The 25,922-nt window shown below is 62.7% G+C and carries 23 protein-coding genes and 1 pseudogene; 12 read left to right on the forward strand and 12 right to left on the reverse strand.

Going from position 1 to position 25,922, the window contains the following annotated elements; translation table 11 throughout:
• Positions 1 to 9 precede the first annotated feature (9 nt).
• Entirely contained in the window at positions 10 to 522 is a 513-nt protein-coding gene (locus NLY36_RS28720) for an OsmC family protein (RefSeq protein WP_023735850.1), read from the forward strand.
• A gap of 76 nt (positions 523 to 598) precedes the next feature.
• Here NLY36_RS28720 and NLY36_RS28725 read toward each other — a convergent pair whose 3' ends face one another.
• Genes NLY36_RS28725 through NLY36_RS28735 form a run of 3 tightly spaced genes read right to left on the reverse strand, consistent with a single transcriptional unit; the run spans position 599 to position 2,504 of the window.
• Positions 599 to 985, reverse strand: a complete 387-nt coding sequence (locus NLY36_RS28725) for a nuclear transport factor 2 family protein (protein WP_023735849.1) — start codon at positions 983 to 985, stop codon at positions 599 to 601.
• Between the two features lie 17 nt (positions 986 to 1,002).
• Positions 1,003 to 1,452, reverse strand: a complete 450-nt coding sequence (locus tag NLY36_RS28730; protein WP_023705715.1) for an OsmC family peroxiredoxin — start codon at positions 1,450 to 1,452, stop codon at positions 1,003 to 1,005.
• A 41-nt stretch (positions 1,453 to 1,493) separates the two neighbouring features.
• Positions 1,494 to 2,504, reverse strand: coding sequence for a zinc-dependent alcohol dehydrogenase family protein (locus NLY36_RS28735; RefSeq protein ID WP_023735848.1), 1,011 nt, complete (start codon positions 2,502 to 2,504; stop codon positions 1,494 to 1,496).
• Positions 2,505 to 2,606: 102 nt separating this feature from the next.
• Here NLY36_RS28735 and NLY36_RS28740 point away from each other — a divergent pair, with 102 nt between their 5' ends.
• Positions 2,607 to 3,215: a TetR/AcrR family transcriptional regulator gene (locus NLY36_RS28740; RefSeq protein ID WP_023735847.1), complete on the forward strand. Its 609-nt coding sequence runs from the start codon at positions 2,607 to 2,609 to the stop codon at positions 3,213 to 3,215.
• 221 nt (positions 3,216 to 3,436) lie between these two features.
• Here the strand turns inward: NLY36_RS28740 and groL are convergent, their stop codons facing one another.
• The 3 genes from groL to NLY36_RS28755 all read right to left on the reverse strand — a co-directional run bounded on the left by groL (position 3,437) and on the right by NLY36_RS28755 (position 6,434).
• Positions 3,437 to 5,092, reverse strand: a complete 1,656-nt coding sequence (gene groL / locus NLY36_RS28745; RefSeq protein ID WP_023709705.1) for a chaperonin GroEL — start codon at positions 5,090 to 5,092, stop codon at positions 3,437 to 3,439.
• 63 nt (positions 5,093 to 5,155) lie between these two features.
• Complete coding sequence (gene groES / locus NLY36_RS28750; protein ID WP_006203049.1) at positions 5,156 to 5,452, reverse strand: co-chaperone GroES; 297 nt, start codon at positions 5,450 to 5,452, stop codon at positions 5,156 to 5,158.
• A 184-nt stretch (positions 5,453 to 5,636) separates the two neighbouring features.
• Positions 5,637 to 6,434, reverse strand: coding sequence for a class I SAM-dependent methyltransferase (locus NLY36_RS28755; protein WP_023689544.1), 798 nt, complete (start codon positions 6,432 to 6,434; stop codon positions 5,637 to 5,639).
• A gap of 82 nt (positions 6,435 to 6,516) precedes the next feature.
• On the opposite strand from NLY36_RS28755, the gene NLY36_RS28760 reads away from it, so the two are divergent.
• Positions 6,517 to 7,386 (forward strand): hypothetical protein, encoded by an 870-nt coding sequence (locus NLY36_RS28760; RefSeq protein WP_023736373.1) that lies wholly within the window; start codon positions 6,517 to 6,519, stop codon positions 7,384 to 7,386.
• On the opposite strand, the gene NLY36_RS28765 is transcribed toward NLY36_RS28760, so the two are convergent.
• Positions 7,383 to 8,009 (reverse strand): TetR/AcrR family transcriptional regulator, encoded by a 627-nt coding sequence (locus NLY36_RS28765; protein ID WP_023712752.1) that lies wholly within the window; start codon positions 8,007 to 8,009, stop codon positions 7,383 to 7,385. The two genes, NLY36_RS28760 and NLY36_RS28765, sit on opposite strands and share 4 nt — an antisense overlap.
• Before the next feature lie 170 nt (positions 8,010 to 8,179).
• On the opposite strand from NLY36_RS28765, the gene NLY36_RS28770 reads away from it, so the two are divergent.
• Positions 8,180 to 9,367 (forward strand): MFS transporter, encoded by a 1,188-nt coding sequence (locus NLY36_RS28770; RefSeq protein WP_286461604.1) that lies wholly within the window; start codon positions 8,180 to 8,182, stop codon positions 9,365 to 9,367.
• A gap of 79 nt (positions 9,368 to 9,446) precedes the next feature.
• A complete protein-coding gene (locus NLY36_RS28775; RefSeq protein ID WP_023736374.1) occupies positions 9,447 to 10,382 on the forward strand; it encodes a bifunctional helix-turn-helix transcriptional regulator/GNAT family N-acetyltransferase in 936 nt (311 codons plus the stop codon).
• 6 nt (positions 10,383 to 10,388) lie between these two features.
• On the opposite strand, the gene NLY36_RS28780 is transcribed toward NLY36_RS28775, so the two are convergent.
• Positions 10,389 to 11,219, reverse strand: coding sequence for an AraC family transcriptional regulator (locus NLY36_RS28780; protein WP_023736375.1), 831 nt, complete (start codon positions 11,217 to 11,219; stop codon positions 10,389 to 10,391).
• A 129-nt stretch (positions 11,220 to 11,348) separates the two neighbouring features.
• On the opposite strand from NLY36_RS28780, the pseudogene NLY36_RS28785 reads away from it, so the two are divergent.
• The 5 genes and pseudogenes from NLY36_RS28785 to NLY36_RS28805 all read left to right on the forward strand — a co-directional run.
• A pseudogene (locus NLY36_RS28785) lies at positions 11,349 to 11,560 on the forward strand (iron chelate uptake ABC transporter family permease subunit); the annotation flags it as partial.
• Positions 11,561 to 11,686: 126 nt separating this feature from the next.
• On the forward strand, positions 11,687 to 12,157 hold the full coding sequence (locus NLY36_RS28790) for a MarR family winged helix-turn-helix transcriptional regulator (RefSeq protein WP_023736376.1): 471 nt from the start codon (positions 11,687 to 11,689) through the stop codon (positions 12,155 to 12,157).
• Positions 12,154 to 13,347 carry an HlyD family secretion protein gene (locus NLY36_RS28795; RefSeq protein WP_023736377.1) on the forward strand — a complete coding sequence of 398 codons (1,194 nt, stop codon included), beginning with the start codon at positions 12,154 to 12,156 and terminating at the stop codon, positions 13,345 to 13,347. The genes NLY36_RS28790 and NLY36_RS28795 overlap by 4 nt, the downstream gene beginning before the upstream one ends.
• Before the next feature lie 349 nt (positions 13,348 to 13,696).
• Positions 13,697 to 15,232, forward strand: coding sequence for a DHA2 family efflux MFS transporter permease subunit (locus NLY36_RS28800; protein WP_023671527.1), 1,536 nt, complete (start codon positions 13,697 to 13,699; stop codon positions 15,230 to 15,232).
• Between the two features lie 333 nt (positions 15,233 to 15,565).
• Positions 15,566 to 18,184, forward strand: coding sequence for an EAL domain-containing protein (locus tag NLY36_RS28805; RefSeq protein WP_286461605.1), 2,619 nt, complete (start codon positions 15,566 to 15,568; stop codon positions 18,182 to 18,184).
• Between the two features lie 29 nt (positions 18,185 to 18,213).
• Here the strand turns inward: NLY36_RS28805 and NLY36_RS28810 are convergent, their stop codons facing one another.
• From NLY36_RS28810 to NLY36_RS28825, 4 genes are all read right to left on the reverse strand, one after another.
• Positions 18,214 to 18,744, reverse strand: a complete 531-nt coding sequence (locus tag NLY36_RS28810; RefSeq protein ID WP_023671529.1) for a CAP domain-containing protein — start codon at positions 18,742 to 18,744, stop codon at positions 18,214 to 18,216.
• 146 nt (positions 18,745 to 18,890) lie between these two features.
• Complete coding sequence (locus NLY36_RS28815; RefSeq protein WP_023697696.1) at positions 18,891 to 19,523, reverse strand: LysE family translocator; 633 nt, start codon at positions 19,521 to 19,523, stop codon at positions 18,891 to 18,893.
• 156 nt (positions 19,524 to 19,679) lie between these two features.
• Positions 19,680 to 21,653: a pilus assembly protein gene (locus NLY36_RS28820; RefSeq protein WP_023697695.1), complete on the reverse strand. Its 1,974-nt coding sequence runs from the start codon at positions 21,651 to 21,653 to the stop codon at positions 19,680 to 19,682.
• Between the two features lie 187 nt (positions 21,654 to 21,840).
• Positions 21,841 to 23,730, reverse strand: coding sequence for a pilus assembly protein (locus NLY36_RS28825; RefSeq protein ID WP_023697694.1), 1,890 nt, complete (start codon positions 23,728 to 23,730; stop codon positions 21,841 to 21,843).
• A 335-nt stretch (positions 23,731 to 24,065) separates the two neighbouring features.
• Here NLY36_RS28825 and NLY36_RS28830 point away from each other — a divergent pair, with 335 nt between their 5' ends.
• Together NLY36_RS28830 and NLY36_RS28835 are read left to right on the forward strand one after the other, a co-directional pair.
• Positions 24,066 to 24,926, forward strand: a complete 861-nt coding sequence (locus NLY36_RS28830; protein ID WP_023736378.1) for a TIGR01459 family HAD-type hydrolase — start codon at positions 24,066 to 24,068, stop codon at positions 24,924 to 24,926.
• A gap of 9 nt (positions 24,927 to 24,935) precedes the next feature.
• Positions 24,936 to 25,919, forward strand: coding sequence for a bifunctional riboflavin kinase/FAD synthetase (locus tag NLY36_RS28835; protein ID WP_023694758.1), 984 nt, complete (start codon positions 24,936 to 24,938; stop codon positions 25,917 to 25,919).
• The last annotated feature ends 3 nt before the right edge of the window (positions 25,920 to 25,922 follow it).

A 25,922-nucleotide genomic window follows, 5' to 3' on the forward strand; every position in this document is an offset into this window, starting at 1 on the left:
AGATTGTTCATGGTCGCAACATTTCGCGCCACGCAGGAGCCGATCAAGGATCTCTATCGCAGGGATGCGAAGGCCGCGTTCCTCACCTTGAAGGCCAAAGGCGTCGCCGACGCGTCCACCGTGACCTGCAAGGTCGAGACCGGACGCGGGCTGGCGCTTGCCGGCATTCATCCGATGGCCGGGGGCAGCGGCCAGGAACTCTGCTCCGGCGACATGCTGCTGGAGGCGCTGATCGCATGCGCCGGTGTCTCGATGCGCGCGGCGGCGGCCGTGCTCGAAATTCCGATCAGGTCCGCCGAAGTTTCCGCGGAAGGTGACGTCGATCTTCGCGGCACGCTCGGCGTGACTGCGGGTGTTCCAGTCGGCTTCAAGGAAATCCGCTTGCGGTTCGACATCGACACCGACGCTCCCCAAAGTCAGCTCGACCAACTGCTCGAACTCACGGATCGCTATTGCGTGATCTTCCAGACCATCCAGAACAGTCCCAGCACCACGGTGAAGCTGCACCGCGTCATCCAGTGACCAGAAAACCGGCCCGGAAACTCGACTTGAGCGAGATTCCGGGCTGGGAACGGGAGTGCCGTATCGGGCAACGCTTCTATCCCTTGACGTAACCCATCGCCTCGACGATCAGCCCGTCCGCGACACGCATCAGGTTGACGCCGCGGATGGAGTTGCCGTCGGCCATGAAGTAGCGCCAGCGGATCGTCGCCCGTTCGCCGGCGACGAAGGTTTCCTCAAGGTCGAAGCGCGTGCCAGGCTGGGTGGCGATCGCCGACCATAGGTCAATGCACGCCTCTTTGCCGGCATGGCGGGCGCCGTCCGGCGCCGGCACGGTGTTTTCGATAACGCAATCCTGCGCCACCAACTCGGCAAGCGCGGACGGATCGTGCAACTGGAACACATCGTTGAAGCGACGCATGATCTCGGCCGTCTGGCTAGAGTGGTCGCCCGGATGAATGCTCGTGATGCTGTCCTGGCTCATCTCATACCTCCTGGTTTTCATTGTTCCGTGGCAGTGGTGGCGGCCAGCTCGGCCTTGAGGGTGATGGTTGTAACGCCGGCCAAAGCGCGGGAGACAAGGCAGGTCGTCTTCGCCGTCTCCGCCATACGCTGGAATTCGGCAGGCTGAAGGCCGGGAATCTCTGCTTCCGTTTCGAGCTCGATGCGGGTGATCGTCGGCCCGGCGGCGGTCGCGCCGAGATGCACCTTGGCGACGGTGCGGATGGTGCGGGCGACGTGGCCTTCCTGGCCGAGGATGAAGGTCAGCGCCATCGAGAAGCAGCCGGCATGTGCTGCCCCGATCAGCTCTTCGGGATTGGTGCCCGGACCGTTCTCGAACCGCGACGGAAAGGAATAGGCGCCTTCGAAGACGCCGCTGCCAAGCCGCAGACGGCCGCCGCCTTCCTTCAGCGTGCCTTGCCATTCTGCGGAAGCTTCACGGATGGTCATGGTCGTTCTCCTGATTCGGGGTTGAAAAGCGGGCAATTGGGTCAGGCGCAGTCGATGACAACCTTCCCGAACACGTCGCCCTGCTGGAAGTGGCGGTACGCTTCGGGGGCTTCGGCAAAGGGGAAGACCCTGTCGATAACGGGCTTGAGGCGATGCTGCGACACGGCGCGCAGCATGGCTTCGAGATTGCTGCGGCTGCCGACGAACAGGCGGCTAATGGTGGCGAGGCTGCGCTGATAAAGCGCTGCCGGCATCTCGATCGATCTGCCACTGGCGTCCTGCAGCGTCAGCAGCACGATGTGTCCATAAAGCGTGCTGGCAATCAGCGACTGCGCGAAGGTGGCCGGGCCGCCGGTTTCGACGACGAGGTCGATGCCGCCTGTCTGCTCGCGCGCCCAGCCGCCCCATTCCGGTATGTCGGTGCTGGAGACAACGAGGTCGGCGCCCAGCGCCCGCAGCCTGTCGGCCTTCTCCGCGCGCGATGTGATGGCGACAACCCGGCAGCCGAGCAACTTGGCGAACTGCAGAGCAAACAGCGAAACGCCACCCGAACCGATGGTGAGAACCCATTGACCAGGCTTCGTAATCCGGGTCCCCGTCACCGCGTTCCAGGCCGTCACGCCGGCGCAGGTCAGCGTCGCCGCTTCGTGCCAGCTCAGATGATCGGGCAGTCGCGCCGCCCATTGTTCGTCGAGCACGGCAAACTCAGTCAGCATGCCGTCCAGCGTACAGCCGAGCTGGTCGATCAGACCGGCATTGATGCGGCCATCGATCCAGCGGGCGAAGTAGCTGCCTGTGACGCGGTCGCCGACGGCAAAACGGGTGACGGCATCGCCGATTGCGACGACGTCACCGGCGCCGTCGCTCAGCGGCACGATGCCTTGCCGCGGCGGCAACGGATAGGTGCCGCCAAGGATCATCGTGTCGCGCCGATTGAGCGAGGCGGCGCGGACTCGCAGCACGATCTCATGCGGTTTCGGTTCCGTCCGCGCCTCGTCGCGCATGGCCAAGGATTCGGTTCCACCAAACCCTTCAAGACGGTAGCTGCGCATATCACTCTCCTATATAATATATAGACTGATCTACATATTATATAGACCGATTGTCATATTGTTGGCAAGGCCTATAATGCGTCACTGCTGACAGAGGTTGACATGGCCAACGACACCCGCACCCGCATACTCGAGACCACAGGCCTGTTGCTCAGGCAGCGCGGCTATCACGGCACCTCGCTCAACGACATTCTGGGCGCCAGCGGGGCGCCGCGCGGCTCGCTCTATTTTCATTTCCCAGGCGGCAAGGACCAACTGGTCATCGAGGTGACGCGCAACAGCGTTGCCGACGTCACGAAAAGGCTGGGCGAAGCGCTGGCAGCCGAGAGCGATCCTGCAGTGGCCGTCCATCACATCTACCAGTCGGTCGGGCGCATTCTGGAGGACAATGATTTTTCGCTGGGTTGCCCCATCGCGCCGGTGGTGCTGGATTCACCCACCGATGTGCCGGAACTGGCGGAACTCTGCCGATCGGCTTTCGAGCAATGGATCGGCTTGCTGCGACAGGCCTTTGTCAGGGCAGGGGTGCCCGAACGCCGCGCGCACGCTTTGGCGCTGCTGGTCGAATCCTCGCTGGAAGGGCTGATGGTGATTGCGCGGGCCACCCGCGACCGTGCACCGGTGCTGGTGGTGGCCGACGAGGTGGCGGCGCTTGTCGAGCAGGCGGTGCTTGCAGGCAAGGTTGCGCGGCAGGCGGACAGCGCCGCCTAACTAACTGGTCTCTAAAACAAAAAGGGCGCCTCTCGGCGCCCTTTCCTTATCCATAAGCCAGGTTGGCTGGATTAGAAATCCATGCCGCCACTCAAGCCCGCTTGCGGGCTTGAGCAACTTTAGCTCATGGGCGGCTTTATGGATTCTTGGAAATCCATGCCGCCACTCAAGCCCGCTTGCGGGCTTGAGCAACTTTAGCTCATGGGCGGCTTTATGGATTCTTAGAAATCCATGCCGCCCATGCCGCCCATGCCGCCGCCGCCCATGCCGCCAGGCATGCCGCCGCCGGCCGACTCCTTCTTGGGAGCCTCCGCGATCATGGCTTCGGTGGTGACGAGCAGGCCGGCGACCGAGGCCGCGTCCTGGAGAGCGGTGCGAACGACCTTGACCGGGTCGACGATGCCCATGGCGATCATGTCGCCATACTCGCCGGTCTGGGCGTTGTAGCCGTAGGTCGCGCCCTTGTTGTCGAGGATCTTGCCGGCAACGATCGAAGCTTCAGCACCTGCGTTCGAAGCGATCTGACGGGCCGGAGCCTGCAGTGCACGACGAACGATGTTGATGCCGGCAGCCTGGTCGGCATTGACGCCGGTGACCTTGATGTTGGCCGAAGCGCGCAGCAGTGCGACGCCGCCGCCTGCAACGATGCCTTCTTCCACGGCCGCGCGGGTCGCGTTGAGGGCGTCATCGACGCGGTCCTTCTTTTCCTTGACTTCGACTTCCGTCGCGCCGCCGACACGGATCACCGCAACGCCGCCGGCGAGCTTCGCCAGACGTTCCTGCAGCTTCTCCTTGTCGTAGTCCGACGTGGTCTCTTCGATCTGCTGCTTGATCTGGGCAACGCGGCCCTGGATCTCGGCCTTCTTGCCGGCGCCGTCGACGATGGTGGTGTTCTCCTTGGAGATCGACACCTTCTTGGCGCGGCCGAGCATGTTGAGGCCGACATTCTCGAGCTTGATGCCGAGGTCTTCCGAGATGACCTGGCCACCGGTGAGGATGGCGATGTCTTCCAACATGGCCTTGCGGCGATCACCGAAGCCCGGCGCCTTGACGGCGGCGATCTTCAGGCCGCCGCGCAGCTTGTTGACGACCAGCGTGGCCAGAGCCTCGCCTTCGACGTCTTCCGAGATGATAAGAAGCGGCTTGGAGGTCTGCACGACGGCTTCGAGAACCGGCAGCATGGCCTGGAGGTTGGACAGCTTCTTCTCGTGCAGGAGGATGTAGACGTCCTCGAGCTCGGCAACCATCTTGTCGGCGTTGGTGACGAAGTAGGGCGAGAGATAGCCGCGGTCGAACTGCATGCCTTCGACGACTTCCAGCTCGGTCTCGGCGGTCTTGGCCTCTTCAACCGTGATGACGCCTTCATTGCCGACCTTCTGCATCGCTTCGGCGATCATGGCGCCGACCGACTCGTCGCCATTGGCCGAGATCGTGCCGACCTGGGCAACTTCCTCGGAGGTCTTGATCTTCTTGGCAGCCTTGCCGAGAGCCGCGACGACTTCGGTCACGGCCAGGTCGATGCCGCGCTTCAGATCCATCGGGTTCATGCCGGCGGCAACGGCCTTGTGGCCTTCCTGGACGATCGACTGCGCCAGAACGGTCGCGGTCGTGGTGCCGTCGCCGGCGATGTCGTTGGTCTTCGAAGCAACTTCGCGGACCATCTGCGCGCCCATGTTTTCGAACTTGTCTTCAAGCTCGATTTCCTTGGCGACGGTGACGCCGTCCTTGGTGATGCGCGGTGCGCCGAACGACTTGTCGATGACGACGTTGCGGCCCTTGGGGCCGAGCGTGACCTTCACTGCGTCGGCGAGGATGTTGACGCCGCGCAGCATGCGCTCGCGGGCGTCGCGGGAGAATTTTACGTCTTTAGCAGCCATTTTTTAGCTCCTGGCAGGGGGCTTGCGATCAAGCCCGAAATTAGTTGACGGTGAGGCCGATAATCAGCCGATGATGCCCATAATGTCGGATTCCTTCATGATCAGAAGGTCTTCGCCATTGAGCTTGACTTCGGTGCCCGACCACTTGCCGAACAGGATGCGGTCGCCGGCCTTGACGTCCAGCGGGACCAGCTTGCCGGCTTCGTCGCGAGCGCCGGAGCCGACGGCGATGATCTCGCCTTCCTGCGGCTTTTCCTTTGCCGTATCCGGGATGATGATCCCGCCGGCGGTCTTGGATTCGGATTCGACCCGGCGTACGACCACGCGGTCATGAAGCGGGCGGAACTTCGACTTTGCCATTTTTTCTTCCTCGAATGAGAACGGTGAGAGCTGTTCCTCGATCCGGCGGTGCCGGATGTGCGTTAGCACTCACCTGGGGAGAGTGCTAACGTGCGCTGAAATAAGCGCGTGGCTTTCGAGAGTCAAGGCGAACGGTGAGCACAATTGTGCCAATTGGAGCCGTGCCGCGATCCGACGGCAGACCCTACCGGCGCCGCGGCGATTTAAGCACCAGAAGCGGACAGCGTTCAGCCAGCCCATAGGTCCCTGTCGGCGCGAGGCGGACACTGTCAAAAAACCGGCTCGCCTCTTCGACCAGCGTCGCCGCCGGGGCGAAACTGTAGACAGTCTGCGAATTCGCATAGACATCGATGGTGCCGATGACCGGCATCTCCCATCCGGTCGTGGCGGCAAGGGCCTCCCGGTCGGCAAACAGCGCATCGAAGGCGTCGAGGATCGCCCGCACCGGAATGGCGCGGTCGGGATCGCCGCCGGCACAAGCCATGGCAATGCGCCATTTGAGTTCGTGGAAGGTCGCGACACCACCGGACAGCGTCAGCGCCCGGACCTCCTGCAGATCGTCCGGCACCTGAGGGCTTGCATAGGCGCGCAATGCAGCCCGCCCATCGGACTTCAGCACACGCGCGATCTCGGCAAGCAGCGCCTGCCGTGCAACCGAGGAGTCCAGCGCCGACAGACAGCCGTCGCCGATCACCGCCCCGGCGCTTTCGTCGCCCAGCGGCAACTCCAGCCAGTTGCCGATCACCGCCTTGCGTGAGGCGGTATCGCCCGGCCAGATGCCCGATATCATGGCAGTGGACTCGTCGATCGCGAGCATGGTCCTTCCGAGGCCGGCAAGCTCCGGCGTGACCCCGAGCAGCACCACATCGACTGATTGCAGGCTAAGTTCGCGCTCATAGGCGGCGACAGCTTCCGGGGGTGGACACAGCGGCGACCCGAGAAGCCGCCAATGACGGCGAATTGCGTCCCAATGCTCAGTCATGCGGAACGGTTTGGGGAAAGGCTGGACATATTTCCTTCCAGGCTGTTGGTTGCCTTGCGAGTTACCTCATGCAGGAAAGGCCATGGCCCGCATTGCCGTCATAACGCATGAATTTGACCGCTTCCAGAGCCGGCGGGGCCTCCTGCTGCGCCAGGACAGCCCCTACATGCTGTTCGACGTCCTGGCGGAGCTGAAACGGCGCGGTCACTCCGTGCAGATCATGCGTGGACCCTCGGCAAGTCATAACGCCGATATTGCCGTCCTGCATGTCGACGCGACAGTGACGCCATCGGACTATGTCGACTACGCGCGCGGATTTCCGATTTGTCTCAATCTTGGTGCAACCGACATTTCCAAGCGCCGCATCAGCGGTGCGATCCTCGAGGAGGGTGCCAACTGGAGCGGTCAGGTCATCGTCAAGAGCAACCTCAATCATTGGGGGACGCCCGAGGAGCAGCTCAACCGAAAATCCGTTCGCGCCGGCAAGGCAGTGCCTTTCCCGGGCGCTCAGACCTTCGACCGTTATCAGGTGCATGCCTCGCTGGCCGATGTGGCGCCGGAGATTTTCAGGCGTGCCGACCTGATCGTGGAAAAATTCATTCCCGAAATCGAGCCCGACGGGTTTGCGGCGCGGTTCTGGATATTCTGCGGCGATCGGGAGCGCTGCACCCGCTATGTCTCGCCGCAGCGCCTGGTCAAGGGCGACGACACCGTCCGCCGGCAGCCGGTTGCGGTTCCCGACGAACTGCGCGCCTTGCGTCGGAAGCTGGGCTTCGACTATGGCAAATTCGACTTTGTCGTGCATGAGGGCAGGGCCGTGCTGCTCGATGCCAACAAGACCCCAGGTCGCGCCAGGAACCTGTCGAAGATTGTTGCCGCCGGCACAGCCAACCTGGCCGACGGCTTCGAAAACCTCATCCACCAGACCGGACGGTGTCGAATCGGGCGCTAGAGAAACAGTCCCAACTGCGTATGGATGATCGACCGGTAGTCCTCGATGGTGTGGCGGCTTTCCTCCTGGTCCTGGGTCAGCGCCATGCGCACGACGCCGCCGGCCAGCTGGAAGATCAGGAAAACCATACGGCCGAACTCATTGCGTCGCTCTGGCGCGAGAAAGGGGCCGACATGGTCGCAGAACATCGTCGCCTGGTGCCGGGTTTCGGCGATGTCGAGATTCTTCAGCGCCTTGTCAGCCTGGATGGCGTTTTGCAGGTCCTGAATGGCGGGGTCGCCGGCGACGCGCTCATAGTAGTCGTCGAGCAGCCGGTCGGCCGCAGCGATAACGTCGCTCAGCCCGCCGACGTCGGCAACGATCGCGGCAAGCCGGGCGCGGCTCACTTCGGAGAATCGCTCGTAGAGCATCGCCAGGATCGCCGACTTGTTGGGGAAGTAATGATAGACGGTGGCGATCGGCCCGCCGGCCTGTGCGCCGACTTCCTTCATGGTGACGGCGTCGATGCCTTTCTCGCCGATCAGCCGCATGGTCGTCGACAGGATGGCGTCGATGCGCTCGCGGCTGCGCTCCTGTTTGGGCCTGCGCCTCGGTTCGGTCGTCATCTGCACTGCTTCGTTCATGCCGCCATCCTCTCGATCGCCCAGACCATTCGATCGCCAAGACCATCCCCAGCCTTGTTGGTGCCAAGTCCCGCTACTGATTGACAAACGAATATGATCGAGTATCAGTTTCTAAATGCTGACAGACTGTCAGTTTTTTTGCCGTCAGGCAAGGACGTTGGGAGGCGACCGTGACTTCTGCTGGTAACGCGGATGCCGGGAACGGCGACTGGCTGGTCGGCAACCCCACTGGGGCGCAACTCGCCTCGGCATTGTGGATCGGCTCGGTCGGCCTGCTCATTCTCGGGCTGCAGCCGGTGCTTCTCGGCGCGCTCTACACCGAAGGGCATGTCAGCGGTGACGAACTCGCGCTGGTCGCCACGGCGGAGATGATCGCCATCGGCATCGGATCGGCGGCCATCGCCATGATGCTGTCCGCCCACAATATGCGCTTGAAAAGTGCCGTCCTTCTGCTCTTGCTGGCGCTGGCGAACGGGGCGACCGCCTATGCGCTGACCTCGACCTCGCTGATTGCCGCCCGCGCGGTGGCAGGCCTCGCCGAGGGTGGGCTGGTGGCGGTCGCCACGGAACTGATCGCCCGTTCACGCCGGGCCGAGCGCATCGGCGGCTTCTTCGTCACCCTTCAGACCCTGGCGCAATGCGCCCTTGCCCTGCTGCTGGCGCTTTACGTCATCCCGGCCGCCGGATCGGCGGGCGGCTTCATCGTTCTTGCCGTCGTCTGCATCGCCTCGGTGGCCGTCGCCTTCATCGTCCCGGATAGCTATGCCGACCTGCCCAAGGAGGAACAGTTCAGCAATGTGCTGACCGTTCCCTCGCTTGCCGCTTTGCTGAGCGTCTTCTGCTACTTCATGTTCTTCGGCTCGGTCTGGGCGTTTCTCGAGCCACTTGGCGCACAATACGGCATCGATGGCCGCACCGTCGGCCTGATCGTCTCGGCCAACCTCGCATTGCAGGTGCTGGGCGCAATGACGGCTACCGTCTTCGAGGCGCGCATCGATTACCGCTTCGCCATCGTGGCGATCGGCGTGGTCGCCGTCGCCAGTTCCGTGATGCTCGCCGGCAGCCCCGGCCTGACGGTTTTCTGGGTCGCGGCCTTGATCATGGGCTTCATCCTTCTGTTCATCGTGCCCTATCAGATCCGGCTGGCGATCACCGCCGACGAGACGCGCACGGCCGTGCTTCTGGTGCCGGCGGCCCAGCTTTTCGGTCTGGCGATCGGCCCGGTCGCGGCATCGCTGCTGATCGACGGCAAGGATTTTCGGCCGGTGCCGGAATTTGCCGCCGCCAGTGCTGCGGCCAGCGTCGTGCTGCTCGGCCTGTTCGTCCTGATCGCACGGCGCCGCCGCGCCGTCGCCTGAGACACGACCGGGGGAGCATCTCCTCGATACTTGACTAAGTCAAATAAATGACCGATCGTTGATGGGCAGGAGGCTTCCCATGACGATCCATCATCAACCCGGCAAGGAACGCATCGACGCGGTGCGGGCTTTCAACCGCTTCTACACCCGCCAGATAGGTCTGCTCGACGAAGGCCTGCTGAAAAGCGCCTTCTCGCTGACCGAGGCGCGGGTGCTCTACGAACTGGCGCATCGCGATGGCCTGACCGCCAGCGATCTCATCCGCGATCTCGGCCTCGACGCCGGTTATGTCAGCCGGCTCCTGAAGAAGTTCGAGCACCTGCAGTTGATTGCGCGCGCGGCGCTGGCGTCGGATGCGCGGCAGTCGTCGATCACGCTGACGCCGGTTGGGCGGCAGGCCTTCGCGCCGCTGAACCGGGCTTCGCACGACCAGGTCGCGGCCTTGCTGGAGCGGCTTCCTGCTGCCGAACAGGACCGGCTGGTCAAGGCCATGCAGACGGTGCAGCAACTCCTGGGCGACAGCCCGGAGTCCAAAGTGCCGTATATGCTGCGCCCCTTGCAGGTCGGCGACATCGGCTGGGTGGTGCGCCGCCAAGGACAGATCTACGCACAGGACTATGGCTGGGACGAAACCTACGAGGCGCTGGTCGCCGAAATCCTCGGCGCCTTCGTAAAATCCTTCGATCCAGAATGGGAACGCAGCTGGATTGCCGAACGGCAAGGGGAGGTGGTCGGCTCGGTCTTCGTCGTGCGCAAATCCGACGCGGTGGCGAAGCTGCGCCTGCTCTATGTCGAACCATCGGCGCGCGGCCTCGGCATCGGCAAGCGGCTGGTTCAGGAGTGCATCGGCTTTGCTCGTGCCAAGGGCTACACGACGCTGACCCTATGGACCAACGACATCCTGACCGCCGCCCGCCACATCTACGAGAGTGCCGGCTTCAGGCTGGTGGACGAAGAGCGCCATCACGCCTTCGGCAAGGATCTGGTCGGCCAGAACTGGAACCTGGAGCTGTAGCGGCGTTCAGGCCACCGGGACCCATATCTCCAGCCCGCCATTGCCGCTGCGCGGATCGAACTCCGGGCCGTAGCGTTCGAATTCGGGGCCGTGGGCTATATCGTGCCCCGAGGCCGGCAGCCATTTGTTCCAGATCGTGTTGACGGTGCGGCGGATCGTGGAGATGTGCTCGGCATGGGTGAACACGGCGTATTTCTGCGCCGGCACCCGCACCCGCGAAAGCTCCTTCGGCAGGTCCGAGAAATCCGAAACTTCGACGCCGGCGATATAGTCGAAATTGCCGGCATCGTCGCCGTTGACGCAGACGCCATAGGCGACGTCGCCGGTCTCGCCCGGAATGTTGCCGATATAGGGACCGAAGCGCTGCCACTGCATCGGAATAGCCGCGCTGGTTTCGCAGCTGTAGCGCTCGCCGAGGCCGGCAATGAGGAAGGGACGGCCGGTCTCGAAGCGCGGCGGCGGCAGTGAGGCGAGGAAGGACTGGTCCATCAGGATCGGCTCCACGAGATCGAGATTGCTGAGGCTGCCCTGCGCGCGCACCAGTTCCGGCCTCGTGCCGAACTGGTCGCGGAAGGCGCGGGTGAAGGCTTCGTGCGAGGCGTAGCCGGCATCGAGCGCGACCGCGAGGATGTCGGGCGCGCCGGAAGCCAGCTTGCGCGCCGCTTCGGTCAGCCGGCGCGCGCGCATATAGCCCATCACCGAACGGCCGGTGGCGGCGCTAAAGGCGCGCGTCACATGAAAGCGCGAGACGCCGCTGCTTTGCGCGACATCTTCAAGCGAGATCGCTTCCGGCAGATGGCTCTCGACAAACCACAGCGCTTTCTCGGTCGGGTTCATAGGTCTCCTCGCATTTGGCCGCACCATGCTGCCGGCCTTTTGCGAGGCCAGTTTGATCGAAATTGCGCCTGTCGTAAAATCGAGGGGCGCTGGTCGACTGTGACAGGTCACCATGGTGGGAAGCCGCTGCTGGGCGGCCTCGGCCTGGCTCGCTGGGACAATATCTGGCTGGGCGCGCTGGGTGCGGGGGCATCCTCGCCTATGCCCTGTGGAATCACCGCCGGCTCGATGCCTTCGCCGCCGGCGAAAATGCCGCCGAAAGCGTAGGTGTGCCGGTGGCGAGGACGCGCAAGACGACCTTTCTTCTCGCGGCGTTCTCGACGGCAATTCACGTCTCGGTCGGGAGGTCATCCGCAACCGTCATTGACTGTGCCGTGACCGCATCTGCATGGCTGCCATCCCTCTTTTTCGGCTCTGGCGCAATGCGGCGCCTTGAATGGTAAGCACGCTTATAATATATACCGCTCATGGTTTCCGACGGCATAGATAGATTGGGCTTTTTGATCCACGACGTGCAGCGCCTCATGCGCAAGCGCTTTGAAGCGCGCGCCCGCGGACTTGGTCTTTCCTCGGCACAATGGCGGCTTCTCGTTCGCGTTGCCAAGGAGGCGGGCGTCGCCCAGGCTCGCCTCGCCGAACTTCTCGAAATCGAGCCGATCAGCGTTTCACGCCTCGTCGACCGGATGGAGGAGGGCGGCTGGATCGAGCGGCGCTCCGACGCAACTGACCGGCGCGTGCGTATGATCTTCCCGACAGCCAAGGCGAACGCGGCCTATGCCGAGGTCAAAAGCCTTGCTGGCGAAGTTTATGAGGAATCGCTGGTCGGGGTTTCGCCGGAGGACCGCCGCGTCCTGATCCGGGCGCTGGACACCATCGTGCAAAACCTGGCGGACGGCGAGACGTCGTCCTTGAAGAGTACGGAAGGGGCAGCAGCATGAACGCGGCAGCCAAGCTGGACGAGAATGTAACCAAGATCGAGACGCCGGCAAAGCCGGCCGCCGAAGCGCCTGCACAGCCGGCCGCAGCACCTGTCGCGGTGGCTCCCCCGGTTCAACCCGCTCCGGCTCCGGTCAAGAAGCGCCGCCTCGGCCGCTTGCTGCTGATGGTCGCCCTGCCGGCCGCGCTGGCCATTGGTGGCGGTTATGTCTGGGTGACCGGCGGCCGCTATCAGGAAACCGAGAACGCCAATTTGCAGCAGGCCAAGGTGTCGATCGCCTCGGACACGGCCGGACGCATCGTTCAGGTCGGCATCTCGGACAATCAGCAGGTCAAGCAGGGCGATGTACTGTTTGCCATCGACCCCGAGCCCTACCGGATCGCGTTAGCCCAGGCCGACGCGGCGGTCGCAGTCGCACGCGTCGGAATCGAACAGCTGCGCGCCGCCTACAGCCAGGCACTGGCGCAGGAAAAGTCCGATGCCAGCCAGGTCGACTACGCGCAGTCGCAGTATGACCGCGCCGCCGACCTTGCCCAGAAGGGCATCAACGCCAAATCGTCGCTGGACGAGGCCAAGAACGATCTCGACAAGGCCAGGCAGCAACTGGCCGTTGCCGAGCAAGGCATCATCAGCGCCAAGGCGGCTCTCGCCGGCAATCCCGATATCGAGACCGACAAGCATCCGACGGTGATGGCCGCACTCGCCGCGCGCGACAAGGCCGCCTACGATCTGGCGCAGACCACGGTCAAGGCGCCGGCCGACGGCGTCATCAGCCAGGCCTCCTCGTTCAAGATCGGCCAGTATGTCGGTTCCGGCACGCCGCTGTTTGCGTTGGTCGAGACCGGCGACACCTGGATCGATGCCAATTTCAAGGAAACCCAGCTTACCCACATGAAGCCTGGCCAGAAGGCCGAGATCGTCGTCGACACCTATCCGGGCAGAACTTTCGAGGCCACCGTCAAGGCGATCGGCGCCGGCACCGGCGCGGAGTTTTCGCTGTTGCCTGCTCAAAACGCCACCGGCAACTGGGTCAAGGTCACGCAGCGCATTCCGGTGCGCCTGGAGCTGACCGATGCCGACGCCAAAATGGCGCTGCGCACCGGCATGAGCGCCTCGGTTACGGTGGATACCGGCGTTGCTCGCGGGTTCCCCGCTATCTTCGGCCACGCCACCGCAGGCGAAGCACAATAGACTGTGAATGGACCGTGATCTCGAAAAGCAGGATCACGGCCCGGCAGAACGCCCGCCGCAGGCGAGGTGAAGTTGAGATGACAGGATCGGTCCGACGGCAGGTTGAACGAGGGGTGGATTGGACCGGGCCGCATCGCGGCCTGCCCAGAACCTGGACCATCTCGGCGCCCATCCTTCGGACCTTGGATTTCCGGGCGGCAAGCGCCTGATGTGTCGAGACCTTCGATCGATGTAACCCCCACATCGATAGATCGCGTCCCACCGCGATGAGGGTCTCTTCACCAGAGAAGGCCTCGCCGCCCGGAAACCTAATGTACACGTTTTTGTAACCTGTCGGAAGTTCCGCATCATGACCACACCAGAACCTTTCAAGGAAGTGCCGCATCGCGGCCTGATCACCGTGGCGCTGATGCTGGCGACGGTCATGCAGGCGCTCGACACCACGATTGCCAATGTCGCGCTGCCGACCATGACCGGCGACCTCGGCGCGTCGCCCGACAACATAAACTGGGTGTTGACCTCCTACATCGTTGCCGCCGCGATCATGACGCCGGTGACCGGCTGGCTGGCCGACCGCTTCGGCCGCAAGGAACTGTTCCTGGCGGCGGTTGTCGGCTTCACCGTGTTCTCGATGCTGTGCGGCATTGCCTGGAGCCTGGAGAGCATAGTGTTCTTCCGGCTGATGCAGGGCGTGTTCGGCGCAGCCATCGTGCCGCTGTCGCAGACCTTCCTGCTCGACATCAACCCCAGGGAACGCCACGGCCAGGCGATGGCCATCTGGGGCGCCGGCATCATGCTGGGGCCGATCCTGGGTCCGACGCTGGGCGGTTGGCTGACCGAGAATTTCAACTGGCGCTGGGTGTTCTTCATCAATTTGCCGGTCGGCATCATCGCCTTCCTCGGCATGGCAGCCTATTTGCCGGTCGTTGCCCGGCGGATCCGCAGCTTCGATTTCTTCGGTTTCGCCATGATTTCGCTCGGCGTCGGCGCGCTGCAGCTGCTGCTCGACCGCGGCGGCGAGGTCGACTGGTTTTCCTCGGTCGAAATCTGGATCGAGCTTGCTCTTTCGATCACCGGCTTCTGGGTTTTCATCATCCATACACTGACGGCGGAACGTCCTTTCATCGACCCCAAGATCTTCCTCGACCGCAATTTCGTCACCGGTCTGGCTTTCATCTTCGTCATGGGCGTGCTGATCCTGGCCTCGATGTCGCTGCTGCCGCCGATGCTGTCGACCATCTTCGGCTATCCGACCGTCACCATCGGCGTCGTCCTGGGGCCGCGCGGTGTCGGCACGATGATTTCGATGCTTGTCGTTGGACGGCTCATGAGCAGGATCGACGCCCGCATCCTCGTCGTCATCGGCTTTCTGCTCACCGCGCAGTCGCTCTACACCATGTCCTCCTTCACGCCGCAGATGGACAATTGGCTGATCCTCAGCTCCGGCGTCATCCAGGGCCTGGGCATGGGCATGGTGTTCGTGCCGCTGTCCACGGTGGCCTTCGCTACGCTCGACGTGCGCTTCCGCACCGACGCCACGGCCCTGTTCAGCCTGGTTCGAAATCTCGGTTCGTCGATCGGTGTGTCGGTGGTGACGGTTCTCATGGTGCGCAACACGCAGGTCAATCACACCGAACTGTCGGCTTTCATCAACCCGTTCAACCCCAATTTGTGGGCGGCCTCGCCGGCGGCAGCAGGCGGCGATCCGACGGCACTTTCGCAGGTGGACCGCATGGTCAACATCCAGGCGATGATGATCTCCTACGTCAACGACTTCAAACTGCTGATGGTGATGACGCTGGTTGCCATTCCGTTTGTCTTCCTGCTGCGCAAGCCGAAGACCGCTCCGGCCGGCGCGGCAGCTCCTGCCGCGCATATGGATTGAGGCGGGCGCCGGTAGCGCTGGCAGCAAGCTGGTTGCCCCTGATGATTTGTTGCTCGGATGATCGTCAAAACCCGCGTGTGCAAAAGAATATCGATAATGAGCCGTTGGAAGTTGATTTGAAATGACATTTGCACCTTTGGTATCTGGTTGCTGACGCCTCCAATTCCGTTACAGTTCATCTTGAATTAGCACATCTGTAACATTGTCAGTCGACTTTCGTCTGGCACGACAGAGGCCCTTTCTTGTTTCAGGTGCCAAACCGGAGGAGGTCTGTTGGTCACGAAGTCATCCAGAAGATCCGTCGGGGCGCGCGGGCCGGTGGGCGTAGCCGCATTGGCAAGACTGGCTGACGTTTCCTACGATACGCTCGAGGGAGAACTTCGCACGACCATTGCGGGTCTCGAAGGGCAGACCCTGCGCTTCGAGACTGCGATCGAGAATATTTCGCAAGGCATCTGCTTTTTCGATGCCGATGAACGGCTGATCCTGAGCAACCGGCGCTATGCGGAAATCTACCGCATTGCGCCCGAGGAATTGCGGCCTGGCGTGACACTGAGCGAAATCGTCGAACGCCGCGTTGCCGCCGGCACGGCGGCGACGGCCGCCGACACCTATCTCGCAACGGCTCGCTCGATCAATTCGGGCAAGGCTTCGCGGCTCTGGACCGCCAAACTTGTCGATGGTCGCACAATCCAGATCCGTAACCAGCCCATGCCCGATGGCAGTTGGATCGCCACGCATGAGGACATCACTGAACTCCTCGCCAATCGGCAGATCGTCGACGAGCGCATTTCGCTGCAGGCGCTGATCGACTGGGTGCCCGATTATCTCTGGGTCAAGGATACGCAAAGCCGTTTCGTCGTGGTCAACAGCGCCCTTGCGACCGATAGCGGCCGCAACAAGACCAGCGACATGATCGGTTTGACCGATTTTGATCTCCACCCCCCGGAAGTTGCGCGGAAATTTCGCCTGGTCGAGCAGCGCCTGCTCAAGAGCGGACAACCAATGATCGACGCGGAAGAGTTTGTCGTCGATGCGTCGGGGAACGGCAAATGGCTTTCGTCGACGAAGGTGCCGTTGCGCAATCGCCAAAATGAAATCTTCGGCCTGGTTGGCATCGCCCACGACATCACCGCCCGCAAGCAGGCGGATGTCCTTCGCAGCGGGCAGGCGCAGATCCTCGAAATGATTGCCACGAGCGCGCCGCTGGAGGACGTGCTCGACCGCCTCATGCGCTTCGTCGAGGCTCAGTTGAAGGGGATATTCGGTTCCGTCCTGCTGCTCGACAAGGACGGCATTCATTTGCGTCACGGTGCGGCGCCGGGCCTGGCGAAAGCCTATACGAGCGCCATCGATGGGGCGGCCATCGGTCCCAAGGTGGGATCCTGCGGAACCGCCATCTACCGGCGGGAACCGGTCATTGTTACCGATATTCTGCAGGATCCGCTTTGGGACGATTACCGCGAACTGGCGGCACCCCATGGCTATCGTTCGTGCTGGTCAACCCCGATCCTGTCGCATCGGGGCGTCGTGTTGGGCGCCTTTGCCATGTATTCGATGACCGTGCGCGAACCCACCCATGCCGAGACCCGCCTGATCGAATTCACCACACACATTGCCGGCATCGCGATCGAGCGCAAACTGGCGGAAGACCAGATCCACTTCATGGCCAACCATGATGCGCTGACCGGCCTGCCCAATCGCGCTTTGCTGGAGGATCGGCTTTCCCAGGCGGTCCTCTACGCGCAGCGATACAATCGCTGGATGACGGTGGTGTTCATCGATCTCGACAATTTCAAACTGGTGAACGATACGTTTGGCCACAATGCCGGCGACGAACTCCTCAAGACCGTCGCCAGCCGTTTGGTTGGATGCGTGAAGGCCACCGACACCGTCGTGCGGCTTGGCGGCGACGAATTTGTCATCGTCCTGTTCGACCAAACCACCAATGTCGATGTGGTCTCGGAAACCCTGCAGACGATCAGGGATGCGATCGCGGAACCGGTTCTTGTCGGAGAGCATCGGCTGAGAACGACGGCCAGCATCGGCATCGCAAATTACCCGAAGGACGGGACCAGCCCGGATACGCTGTTGGCCAATGCCGACGCCGCCATGTATCGCGCCAAGGAATTCGGCCGCGACAATTTCCAGTTCTATGCCCCGGAGTTCAACTCAACGGCACATGAAAAATTCCTGCTTCAGGAGGAATTGCGAAACGCGCTCGCCCGGTCGGAATTCGCTCTGCATTATCAGCCACAGGTGGATCTGCGATCGGGGCAGGTTTTCGCCCTCGAAGCGCTGGTGCGCTGGAACCACCCGACGCGAGGCCTGGTTTCGCCGGCGATGTTCATCCCGACCGCCGAGGAGACCGGGCTGATCGTGCCGCTCGGCGACTGGATCCTGCACGAAGCCTGCCGGCAGAACAAAGCCTGGCAGCGCGCCGGTCTGTCGCCCGTAACCGTCTGCGTCAACGTGTCGGCGCGGCAGTTCCGGGAGAAGAACCTGATCGACCGCGTCGTCAACGCATTGAAGGAAAGCGGCCTGGAGGCGAGGTATCTCGAGCTCGAAGTGACGGAAAGCCTGATCATGCAGGATTTCGAGCTGGCGGTCGCAACGATGAACGGACTGCAAAAGCTCGGCGTGCAGATATCGATCGACGATTTCGGAACAGGCTATTCCAGTCTCAGCGCCCTCAAGACGTTTCCGGTGGCGCGGCTGAAGATCGACAAGTCCTTCATCAACGATCTCGCGACCGACGAGAACGATCAGGCGGTCACTGGCGCCGTGATTTCCCTGGGGCAGAAGTTGAACCTTCGGGTGCTGGCCGAAGGTGTCGAAACGGAAGACCAGGTCGCCTTCCTGCGCAAGAACAATTGTGACGAGGTGCAGGGCAATTATTTCAGCAAACCCCTGTCGGCTGGGGATATCGGCGAGCTGATCGCGAAAGGCTGACGGCTGGCTCGCGCCGTAACCGCTGGCTGCTATTTTCCGAGCACCAGGCTCCAGTAGCGGATGGCGCTGTCGCGTCCGTCGCGTACATAGGCGAGGCCGAAGCGGCTGAAATCCGGATCGAGCATGTTGCGGCGGTGGCCAGCCGAATGCATCCAGATGTCGAACAGTTTCTGCTGGTCGAAGCGGCCCTCGGCGATGTTCTCGGCGGCGGCGCCCCGCACGCCATTGTCCTTCATCCGCGACGCGAAATCCTTTCCCCAGCCCGTCGTGTGGCTCATGCGTTCGCGTGAGGCCATATAGCCGGCCTGCTGCCGAGCGGCCTGCTCGAGCTGGGCGTCCGGCACCAGCGCCGGCAGTCCGGCCGAAGCTCGGATGCCGGCCAGCGTCGCGGTGGCGGAGGACGAGACACCGGCGCCTTCGCCGGTCGGCACCGAGACCGTGCTGCAAGCAGCGAGGCCGGCCATGGCTGCAAGGCCGATCAGCAGCAGGCGCCTGTTTGGTTTTGGACTTGCTGCGCCAGAGCGGGTTTGCGCGAGCGGGTGATTGGTGGTGCAGATCATTGTCATGCCTGCCTGACTTAGCGGCGATCATGGCTTTTGCCGGGCAGGGCTGCGAAAATCTCAATCGCTGGCCTCCGTGCAGGTTCGGCCGATCGATTCGAATGGGAAGGTCGGCGGCCGATGTAGTCTCGGCGCGCTGCCTCCGATCAGCGTTGCGCGTCGGTCGCCATTTTAAGCGCCAGCGCGGCGAGCACCGTGCCCATCATCCAGCGCTGGATGACCATCCATAGCGGCCGTCCGGCAAGAAAGGTGGCGATCGAACCGGCCGTTACCGCGATGATGGCATTGACGGTCAGGCTGATCGAGATCTGCGTGGCGCCGAGCACCAGAAGCTGCGACAGCACATGGCCGTTGCCCAGCGAGATGAACTGCGGCAGCAGCGACAGATAAAGCACCGCCACCTTGGGATTGAGGAGATTGGTCATTAGACCCATGGCGAACAGCTTGCGCGGCCTGTCCTTCGGCAGTTCGCGCACCTGGAATGGTGAGCGCCCGCCGGGCCGCACCGCTTGCCAGGCGAGCCATAGCAGATAGAGCGCGCCGGCAATGCGCAGTGCGTCATAGGCAAACGGCACGGCAAGCAGCAGGGCGGTGATGCCCAGCGCAGCCGACACGACATAGAACAGAAAGCCGACCGCCACGCCGCCGAGCGAGATCAGCCCGGCCATGGGGCCTTGCGACAGCGAGCGCGAGATCAGGTAGATCATGTTCGGCCCGGGCGTCAGCACCATGCCCAGGCAGACCAGCGCGAAGGCGAGATGGTTGGCGGTTTCGGGCACGGGGCAATCTCCGGGAAGCGGTGACGATACCGAGCACGCGTTTTGACTCACCGCAAGAGCATGATGGCCGGAGACTTTGCGCCAGCGCCGAAAAATGTCGAAAGCGGCGAAGCCGTCAATTTCCCCCGCAAGGGGGAAGATCAGCAGCTTCAACCCTCAGCTCACCACGCGCAGGTTCGAGAGCTCGTTGGCGATTTCCTTGAAATTGTCGGACAGCGTGGCGCCGGTCGCGTTCCAGAACAGTTTTGCAGGCTTGCTCGGGTCGGTCGGATCCTTGCGGAAGCGCGAGTCCGACGAGCACGTCTTCAGTGCCTCCATCGCGCTCTTGTCGCCGGCGTCGGTCGTCGACATGTCGAGCGCCACCGTCATCACCATGATGTTGGCCGCCTTGGCGTTGTTGCACAGCGTCGCCATCTGCTCGTTGAGCGCGGCGGTGTAGTTGCTCGACGAATAGTTGAGCTGGCCGATGGCGCTCGACGTGCCGCCGAACAGGCGGGTGACCGCAGTGCCGTTGTAGCCGACGCCGGTATAGCCATAGCCGGCATAGGTCGACTTGTTGCCGGCGGGGTCGGAACTCACCGTCGAATAGGTGTTCTCGCCGTCGGTGAGCACGATGACCACCTTGTCGTTGCCGCGCTCCGTCTCAGGACGTCCTCCTGTGAAAGGCTCCGTGCTGGAGACGGTGCGCCAGCCCCAGGCCATGCCTTCCGGCACATTGGTGTTGCCGTTAGGCGCCATAAGGTCGATCGCAGCCTTGATCTTGGTCAGCCCGGCGGCGTTGGCGACGTCGGTCAGGGGTGTGATCGGCGTGGTGGTGCAGCTGTAGTTCGGACCGGCACCCGTCCCCAGCACCGGCGCGTTCATCGGCCGTGGCTGAAAATACTTGGCCATGTTGGACTGGCGCGTCTTGCCGGTGGTGCTCGCCGGATCGTCGTTCCACCAGCTGTTGGCTGCGCCATAGGTCTTGGGAGCCACCTCGTCGGGGTCCTGCGTTATGTACCAATGATTGCCCGGCTCATCCGGCGCGAACATCGGCACGAACATGGTCGCGGGATCGCCGACGCCGGTGCCGGTGTTGTTCGGTCCGCCGGAGGCCGGCGCGTCGGTGACATTATAGGGGTAGGGACGGACCTCGACGCAGCCCTGCCAGCTGGCGAACGGTCCGTATGTGTCGTTGTAGTCGTATTCGTTGTGGCTGTCCGAGCATGTATGATTGGCGCGATATTTGTCGCAGACCACGCGTTTGCTGCCGACGATGCGCTCGTGGCTGGTGACCACCTTCATGTCGCGGTAGAGCGAGAAGCGGGTCAGCATCTGCCCCTCCTGCTCACCCCAGCCAGTGCCTTTCTTGTACCAGATGCCGCCGATCTTCTGGGCATATTTGTCGGCTGCGTTAAGGGTGGACCAGGCGAAATTCTCATTGTGGATGGGCGACAGCCCGTAGGCGTCGATCCACGACGCGTTGTCGTTGCTGGCGCCGACATTAACCGAGGCGGCGAACGGCACAAGGCTGAACTGGACCGGCTTGTCGATCTGCTTGATCATCGCGGCCTGCAAGGCAAGCGTGTCGACGAGCTGCTTGGCGGCTTGCTTGAGAAGGTCGATGCGCTTTTGTCCGGCACCCGTGCCCGTGTTCGACATCGACCCCGAATTGTCGAGCACCATGGCCACTTCCAGCGTGTTCTTCAGCCGGACTTGCGAACACACGGAGTAGGTGACGTTTTCCGACGTCCTGCCGATCAGCATCGCCGCTGCCGGCAGGAAATAGGGCTTGTAGACCAGGCTGGCGCACAGCTTGACGATCCCGCCGCCGGTCGTGCTGCTGGGCAGCGTAACGCTGAGCGTCGTGTCGGCGGGATCGACGTCGTTGAGGTTTGCCTTGAAGAAGTCGAGCGCATAGGCCCGCAACTGGTCGTCGGTGGCGCCTTCCACCAGCCGGCGCGCGGTGGCGAAGTTGGCGGCGTCGAGCGCGTTGACCACCCTCTGCTTCTCGCTGACCACGCCGGTGTAGTCGACGGCCATGGCCACGCCGCCCATCAGTGGCACCATCGCCACAACGGTCATCAGAGCGTAATTGCCGCGGCGGTCACGCCAGAAGTCACGCCGGAATGTGCGCCAGAGTTCACGCATGTGATGTAAGCGGCCCCGCCTGCGGATTCTTCAATGCCGCCACAGTTTCACAAAACGTTGAAGGACGGGTTTGGGAAACTGCTCGATTGCGCGGATAGCGCTTCACCAGGCGCTAACCAAATGCGCCAGCTGCCGAACGCAAAACGCCCCGCCGAGGCGGAGCGCCTTGTTCGAAAGATCGCGCCGATCAGCTGACGATGCGCAGGTTCGACAGTTCGTCGGCGATTTCCTTGAAACTTTGCGACAAGGTGGCGCCGGTCGCGTTCCAGTACAGCTTCGCCGGTTTGCTCGGGTCGGTCGGATCCTTGCGGAAGCGCGAATCCGAGGAGCATTTCTTGAGCGCATCTATGGCAGTCTTTTCCGCCGGCTTGGAACTAACAAGGTCGAGCGAGACGGTCATCAAGAGAATGTTCGAATTCTTCGCATTGGCGCAAAGGGTTTGCATCTGCTCGTCAAGCGCGGCCGTGTAGTTGGTCGCCGTATAGGTTGTCTTGGCGACGGTCGTGTTGACGAACAGGCGGGTCGCAGGCTCCACTGGCTTCGGAAAATTAGGGCCGGTGTAGCCATAGGCGGCGTAGGTCGATCCATTCTTGGCGTAGTTGCTGGTCATGTCGTTGCTGGGGCCGATGCTATAGGTGTTTGCGCCGTCGGTCAGGACGATGACCACTTTGTCGTTGCCTCTTTCGGTGTTCGGCCGGCCTTGCGTAAAAGGCTCGTTGCTCGACACCGTCCGCCAGCCCCAGGCCAGCCCTTCCGGCACGTTGGTGTTGCCCGTCGGGGCCATGGCATTGATGGCATCCGTCAGGATTTTCTTGCCATCGGTGGTGGTTATGTCCTGCAACGGCGTGATCGCGGCGGTCGTGCATGCCGAATTGGGTCCATCATCGGCCGCAGCGGCTGCTGCGTCCCAGGGCTTTGTCAGAAAATACTTGCGCATATCCGCCTGGCGTTTGGGGACAGTCAGCGTGTCGGAATAATCGATCCACCAATTGTTGGCGTAACCCCACGTCGATGTGCTGGTGCGAGTTGTGTCGGTCCAGAAATTGCCAGCTTCGTCCGGCGCGAACATCGGCACGAACATGGTGGCGGGCGTGCCAGTGGTCGGCGACGTGTCGTCGTCATTATAGGGATACGGCCTCGCCTCCACGCAGCCCTTCCAGGCTTCGTATTTGGCGACGACGGAGGTCTTGCAAGTGCCGTTCGAGTTTTTCTTCGTACAGGTCGTTGCCATCATGTCCTGATAGAGGGTGAAACGCGTCATCTCCTTGTCTTTGTCAGTGCCCCAGCCCGTGCCGCGCTGGTAGTAAACGCTGCCTACTTTTTCGATCCATTTGGTGGCATTTGCCGCCGCTGTCATCGTCGACCAATCGAAGTTCTGATGATGGATCGGGGAAATGCCGGTCGTGTCCAGCCACGTCGGCAATGGAGCCGGGGGGATCGGAGCGCCGACATTGACCGACGCAGAAAACGGGACCAGCGAGAACTGCACCGGCTTGGTCACCTGCTTCATTTGTGCGGCCTGGAGCGCCATTGTATTGACAAGCTCGGTCGCGGCCTTCTTGAGCAAATCTATTCGCGGCTGGCCGGTGCCGGAGCCGTTGGTGCTCATAGAGCCGGAATTGTCGAGCACGAGAGACACTTCCAGCGTGTTTTTGAGGCGGATCTCCGAGCATGCCGATGTTGTGACGTCGGCGGCGGTTCTTCCGATCATCATGGCCGCTGCCGGCAGGAAATAGGGGTGGTACGTCAATTCGGCGCACAGCTTCAGCGTGCCACCACCTGCGTTGTTGTTGGGAAGCGTCACCGTCAGGGCCGTATTGGCTGCTTTGACGCGGCCGAGATTGGCTTCGAAGAAATCCTTCGCATAGGCCTTGACTGCCGTGTCGGTCGCCCCGGTGACGATCTGCTGTGCCGTGGCAATCCCGGCGGCATCCAGCGCGTTCAGCATGTTCTGCTTTTGGCGCAAGAGATCGGTGTAGTCGATGGCAAGCGCCAGCGCGCCCATCAAGGGCACCATGGTGATCACTGTCATCAAGGCATAGTTGCCGCGTCTGTCGTTCAGAAATCTGCGGATCATGCCTTCAGCACCCCTGCCAGGACCCCAATATCGGTCCGAAGATGCCCACAAAATCGTTAAATTTCAGGTTGCTGAAATGCGTTCAACATGGGCCCATCTTTTCAAGGCTCGTTAACCACTCGGCCCTGGTGATCAGCGGTGCGACATTGTTTCGATAGACCGAAGCTCGGAGAAGGGTGGTTCCTGCCTGTGCAACCTTCGATCAGCCGTTGCGCAACAGCCTGGCAAGTGCCGAAAAGCTGGTGACAGGATGAAACGCTTCGGTTAATGCGGGGCCGGTTGCGGCGGACCGTCGGCTGCAGCTCTCGCAATGATCGTCACAGCAGGTAAACGGCATGGCGGATTCGCCTGATATCATCGGCTCGCTCGCGGATTTGTCGGGCGCCTACTCGGCCATCCTGTGCGATGTCTGGGGCGTGATCCACAATGGCGAATGGCATTTTCCGGCGGCTGCCGAAGCGCTTGCCGCCGCGCGTGCGGCGAAGGTCCCGGTCGTCCTGATCACCAACTCGCCGCGCCGCAATGCCGATGTGGTGGCGCAGATGAATGTGATCGGCGTTCCCGCCGCCGCCTACGACCGCGTCGTGACCTCAGGCGATGTGACCCGCGACCTTATCGCCGAAGGCCCACGAAAAATCTTCCATATCGGCGCCGACCGCGATTTCACCCTCTATGACGGTCTGGACGTCGAGCTCGTCGAGGAGTTCGAGGCCTCCGGCGCGGTCTGCACCGGGCTGTTCGACGACGAGGTGGAAACGCCTGAGGATTACGCCGATCTGCTGCGCCGGCTGCGCGCCAGGAACCTGCCTTTCATCTGCGCCAATCCCGACATCGTGGTCGAACGCGGCGAGCGCATGATCTGGTGCGCCGGCGCCTTGGCGCGCGACTATGCCCAGCTTGGCGGCCGCACGCTGATCGCCGGAAAACCTTATGCGCCGGTCTATGACGTAGCGCTGCGGGAGGTTGCCGTGCTTCTAGGCCGAGACGTCGCGCGCACCGAGGTGCTGGCCATCGGCGACGGCATGATGACCGATGTCAAGGGCGCCGCCGACAACGGCATCGACGTGCTTTACGTCTCGGGCGGCATTCACGCGCGCGACTATGGCGATCCCATGCAGCCGGACCCCGCCAGGCTTGCAGCCTTTCTGCAAAAGCACGGCTACCGGCCGGTCGCCGTCATTCCGAGACTGCGGTAGGGTTGCTGCATGAGCGCAGCTTTCGAACACATTTCAGCAACCGCGCCGCTGCCGCCGCATTTGCGCGGCGGCGTGGTGGCGATCGGCAATTTCGACGGCGTCCATCGCGGCCACCAGGCGGTGCTCGATCGCGCGCTTGCCGAAGCCGGGCGGCGCGGCGTGCCGGCGCTAGTGCTGAGCTTCGAGCCGCATCCGCGCAAGGTGTTCAGGCCCGATATGCCGCTGTTCGTATTGACGCCGCCGCCGATGAAGGCGCGGCTGCTGTCGCATCTGGGCTTTGCCGCACTCGTCGAACAGCCGTTCACGCGCGCCTTTGCCGGCCTGTCGGCCGAGGCTTTCGTGACCGATGTGCTGGAGACGAACCTCGGCATCACCCATGCCGTCACCGGCTTCGATTTTCACTTCGGCAAGGACCGGCAGGGCGGTCCTGCGTTTCTGATGGCGGCAGGCGAGCGCCATGGTTTCGGCGTCACCCTGGTCGACGCCTTTCGCGACGAGGGCGCCGAGGTGGTGTCGTCGAGCCGTATCCGCGAGCTGCTCTGCGAGGGAGAGGTCGCCGAGGCCGCAGGCCTGCTCGGCTACCGCTTCACCGTCGAAAGCGAAGTGATCGGCGGCCAGCAGCTCGGCCGCACGCTCGGCTTCCCGACAGCCAACATGAGGCTTTCGCCGGAAACGACTCTGAAGGAAGGGATTTATGCCGTCCGCTTTCGCCGCGCCGACGGCACGCTCTATGATGGTGTCGCCAGCTTCGGGCGTCGCCCGACTGTCGACGACAATGGCGCGCCGCTGCTCGAAACCTTCGTCTTCGACTTTGCCGGCGATCTCTATGGCGAGATCTGCGACGTATCGCTCTTCGGCTTTTTGCGTCCCGAGGTGAAGTTCGATGGGCTCGATGGGCTGGTGGCACAAATGAAGCGCGACGAGGCGGAGGCGCGCGCGCTGCTGGCCGGCGTCAGGCCGCTTTCGGATCTGGACGGCGCCATCGCTTTTTGAGCC

The organism is Mesorhizobium sp. C399B (assembly GCF_030323185.1).
In the GTDB taxonomy this organism is placed as follows: Bacteria; Pseudomonadota; Alphaproteobacteria; order Rhizobiales; family Rhizobiaceae; genus Mesorhizobium.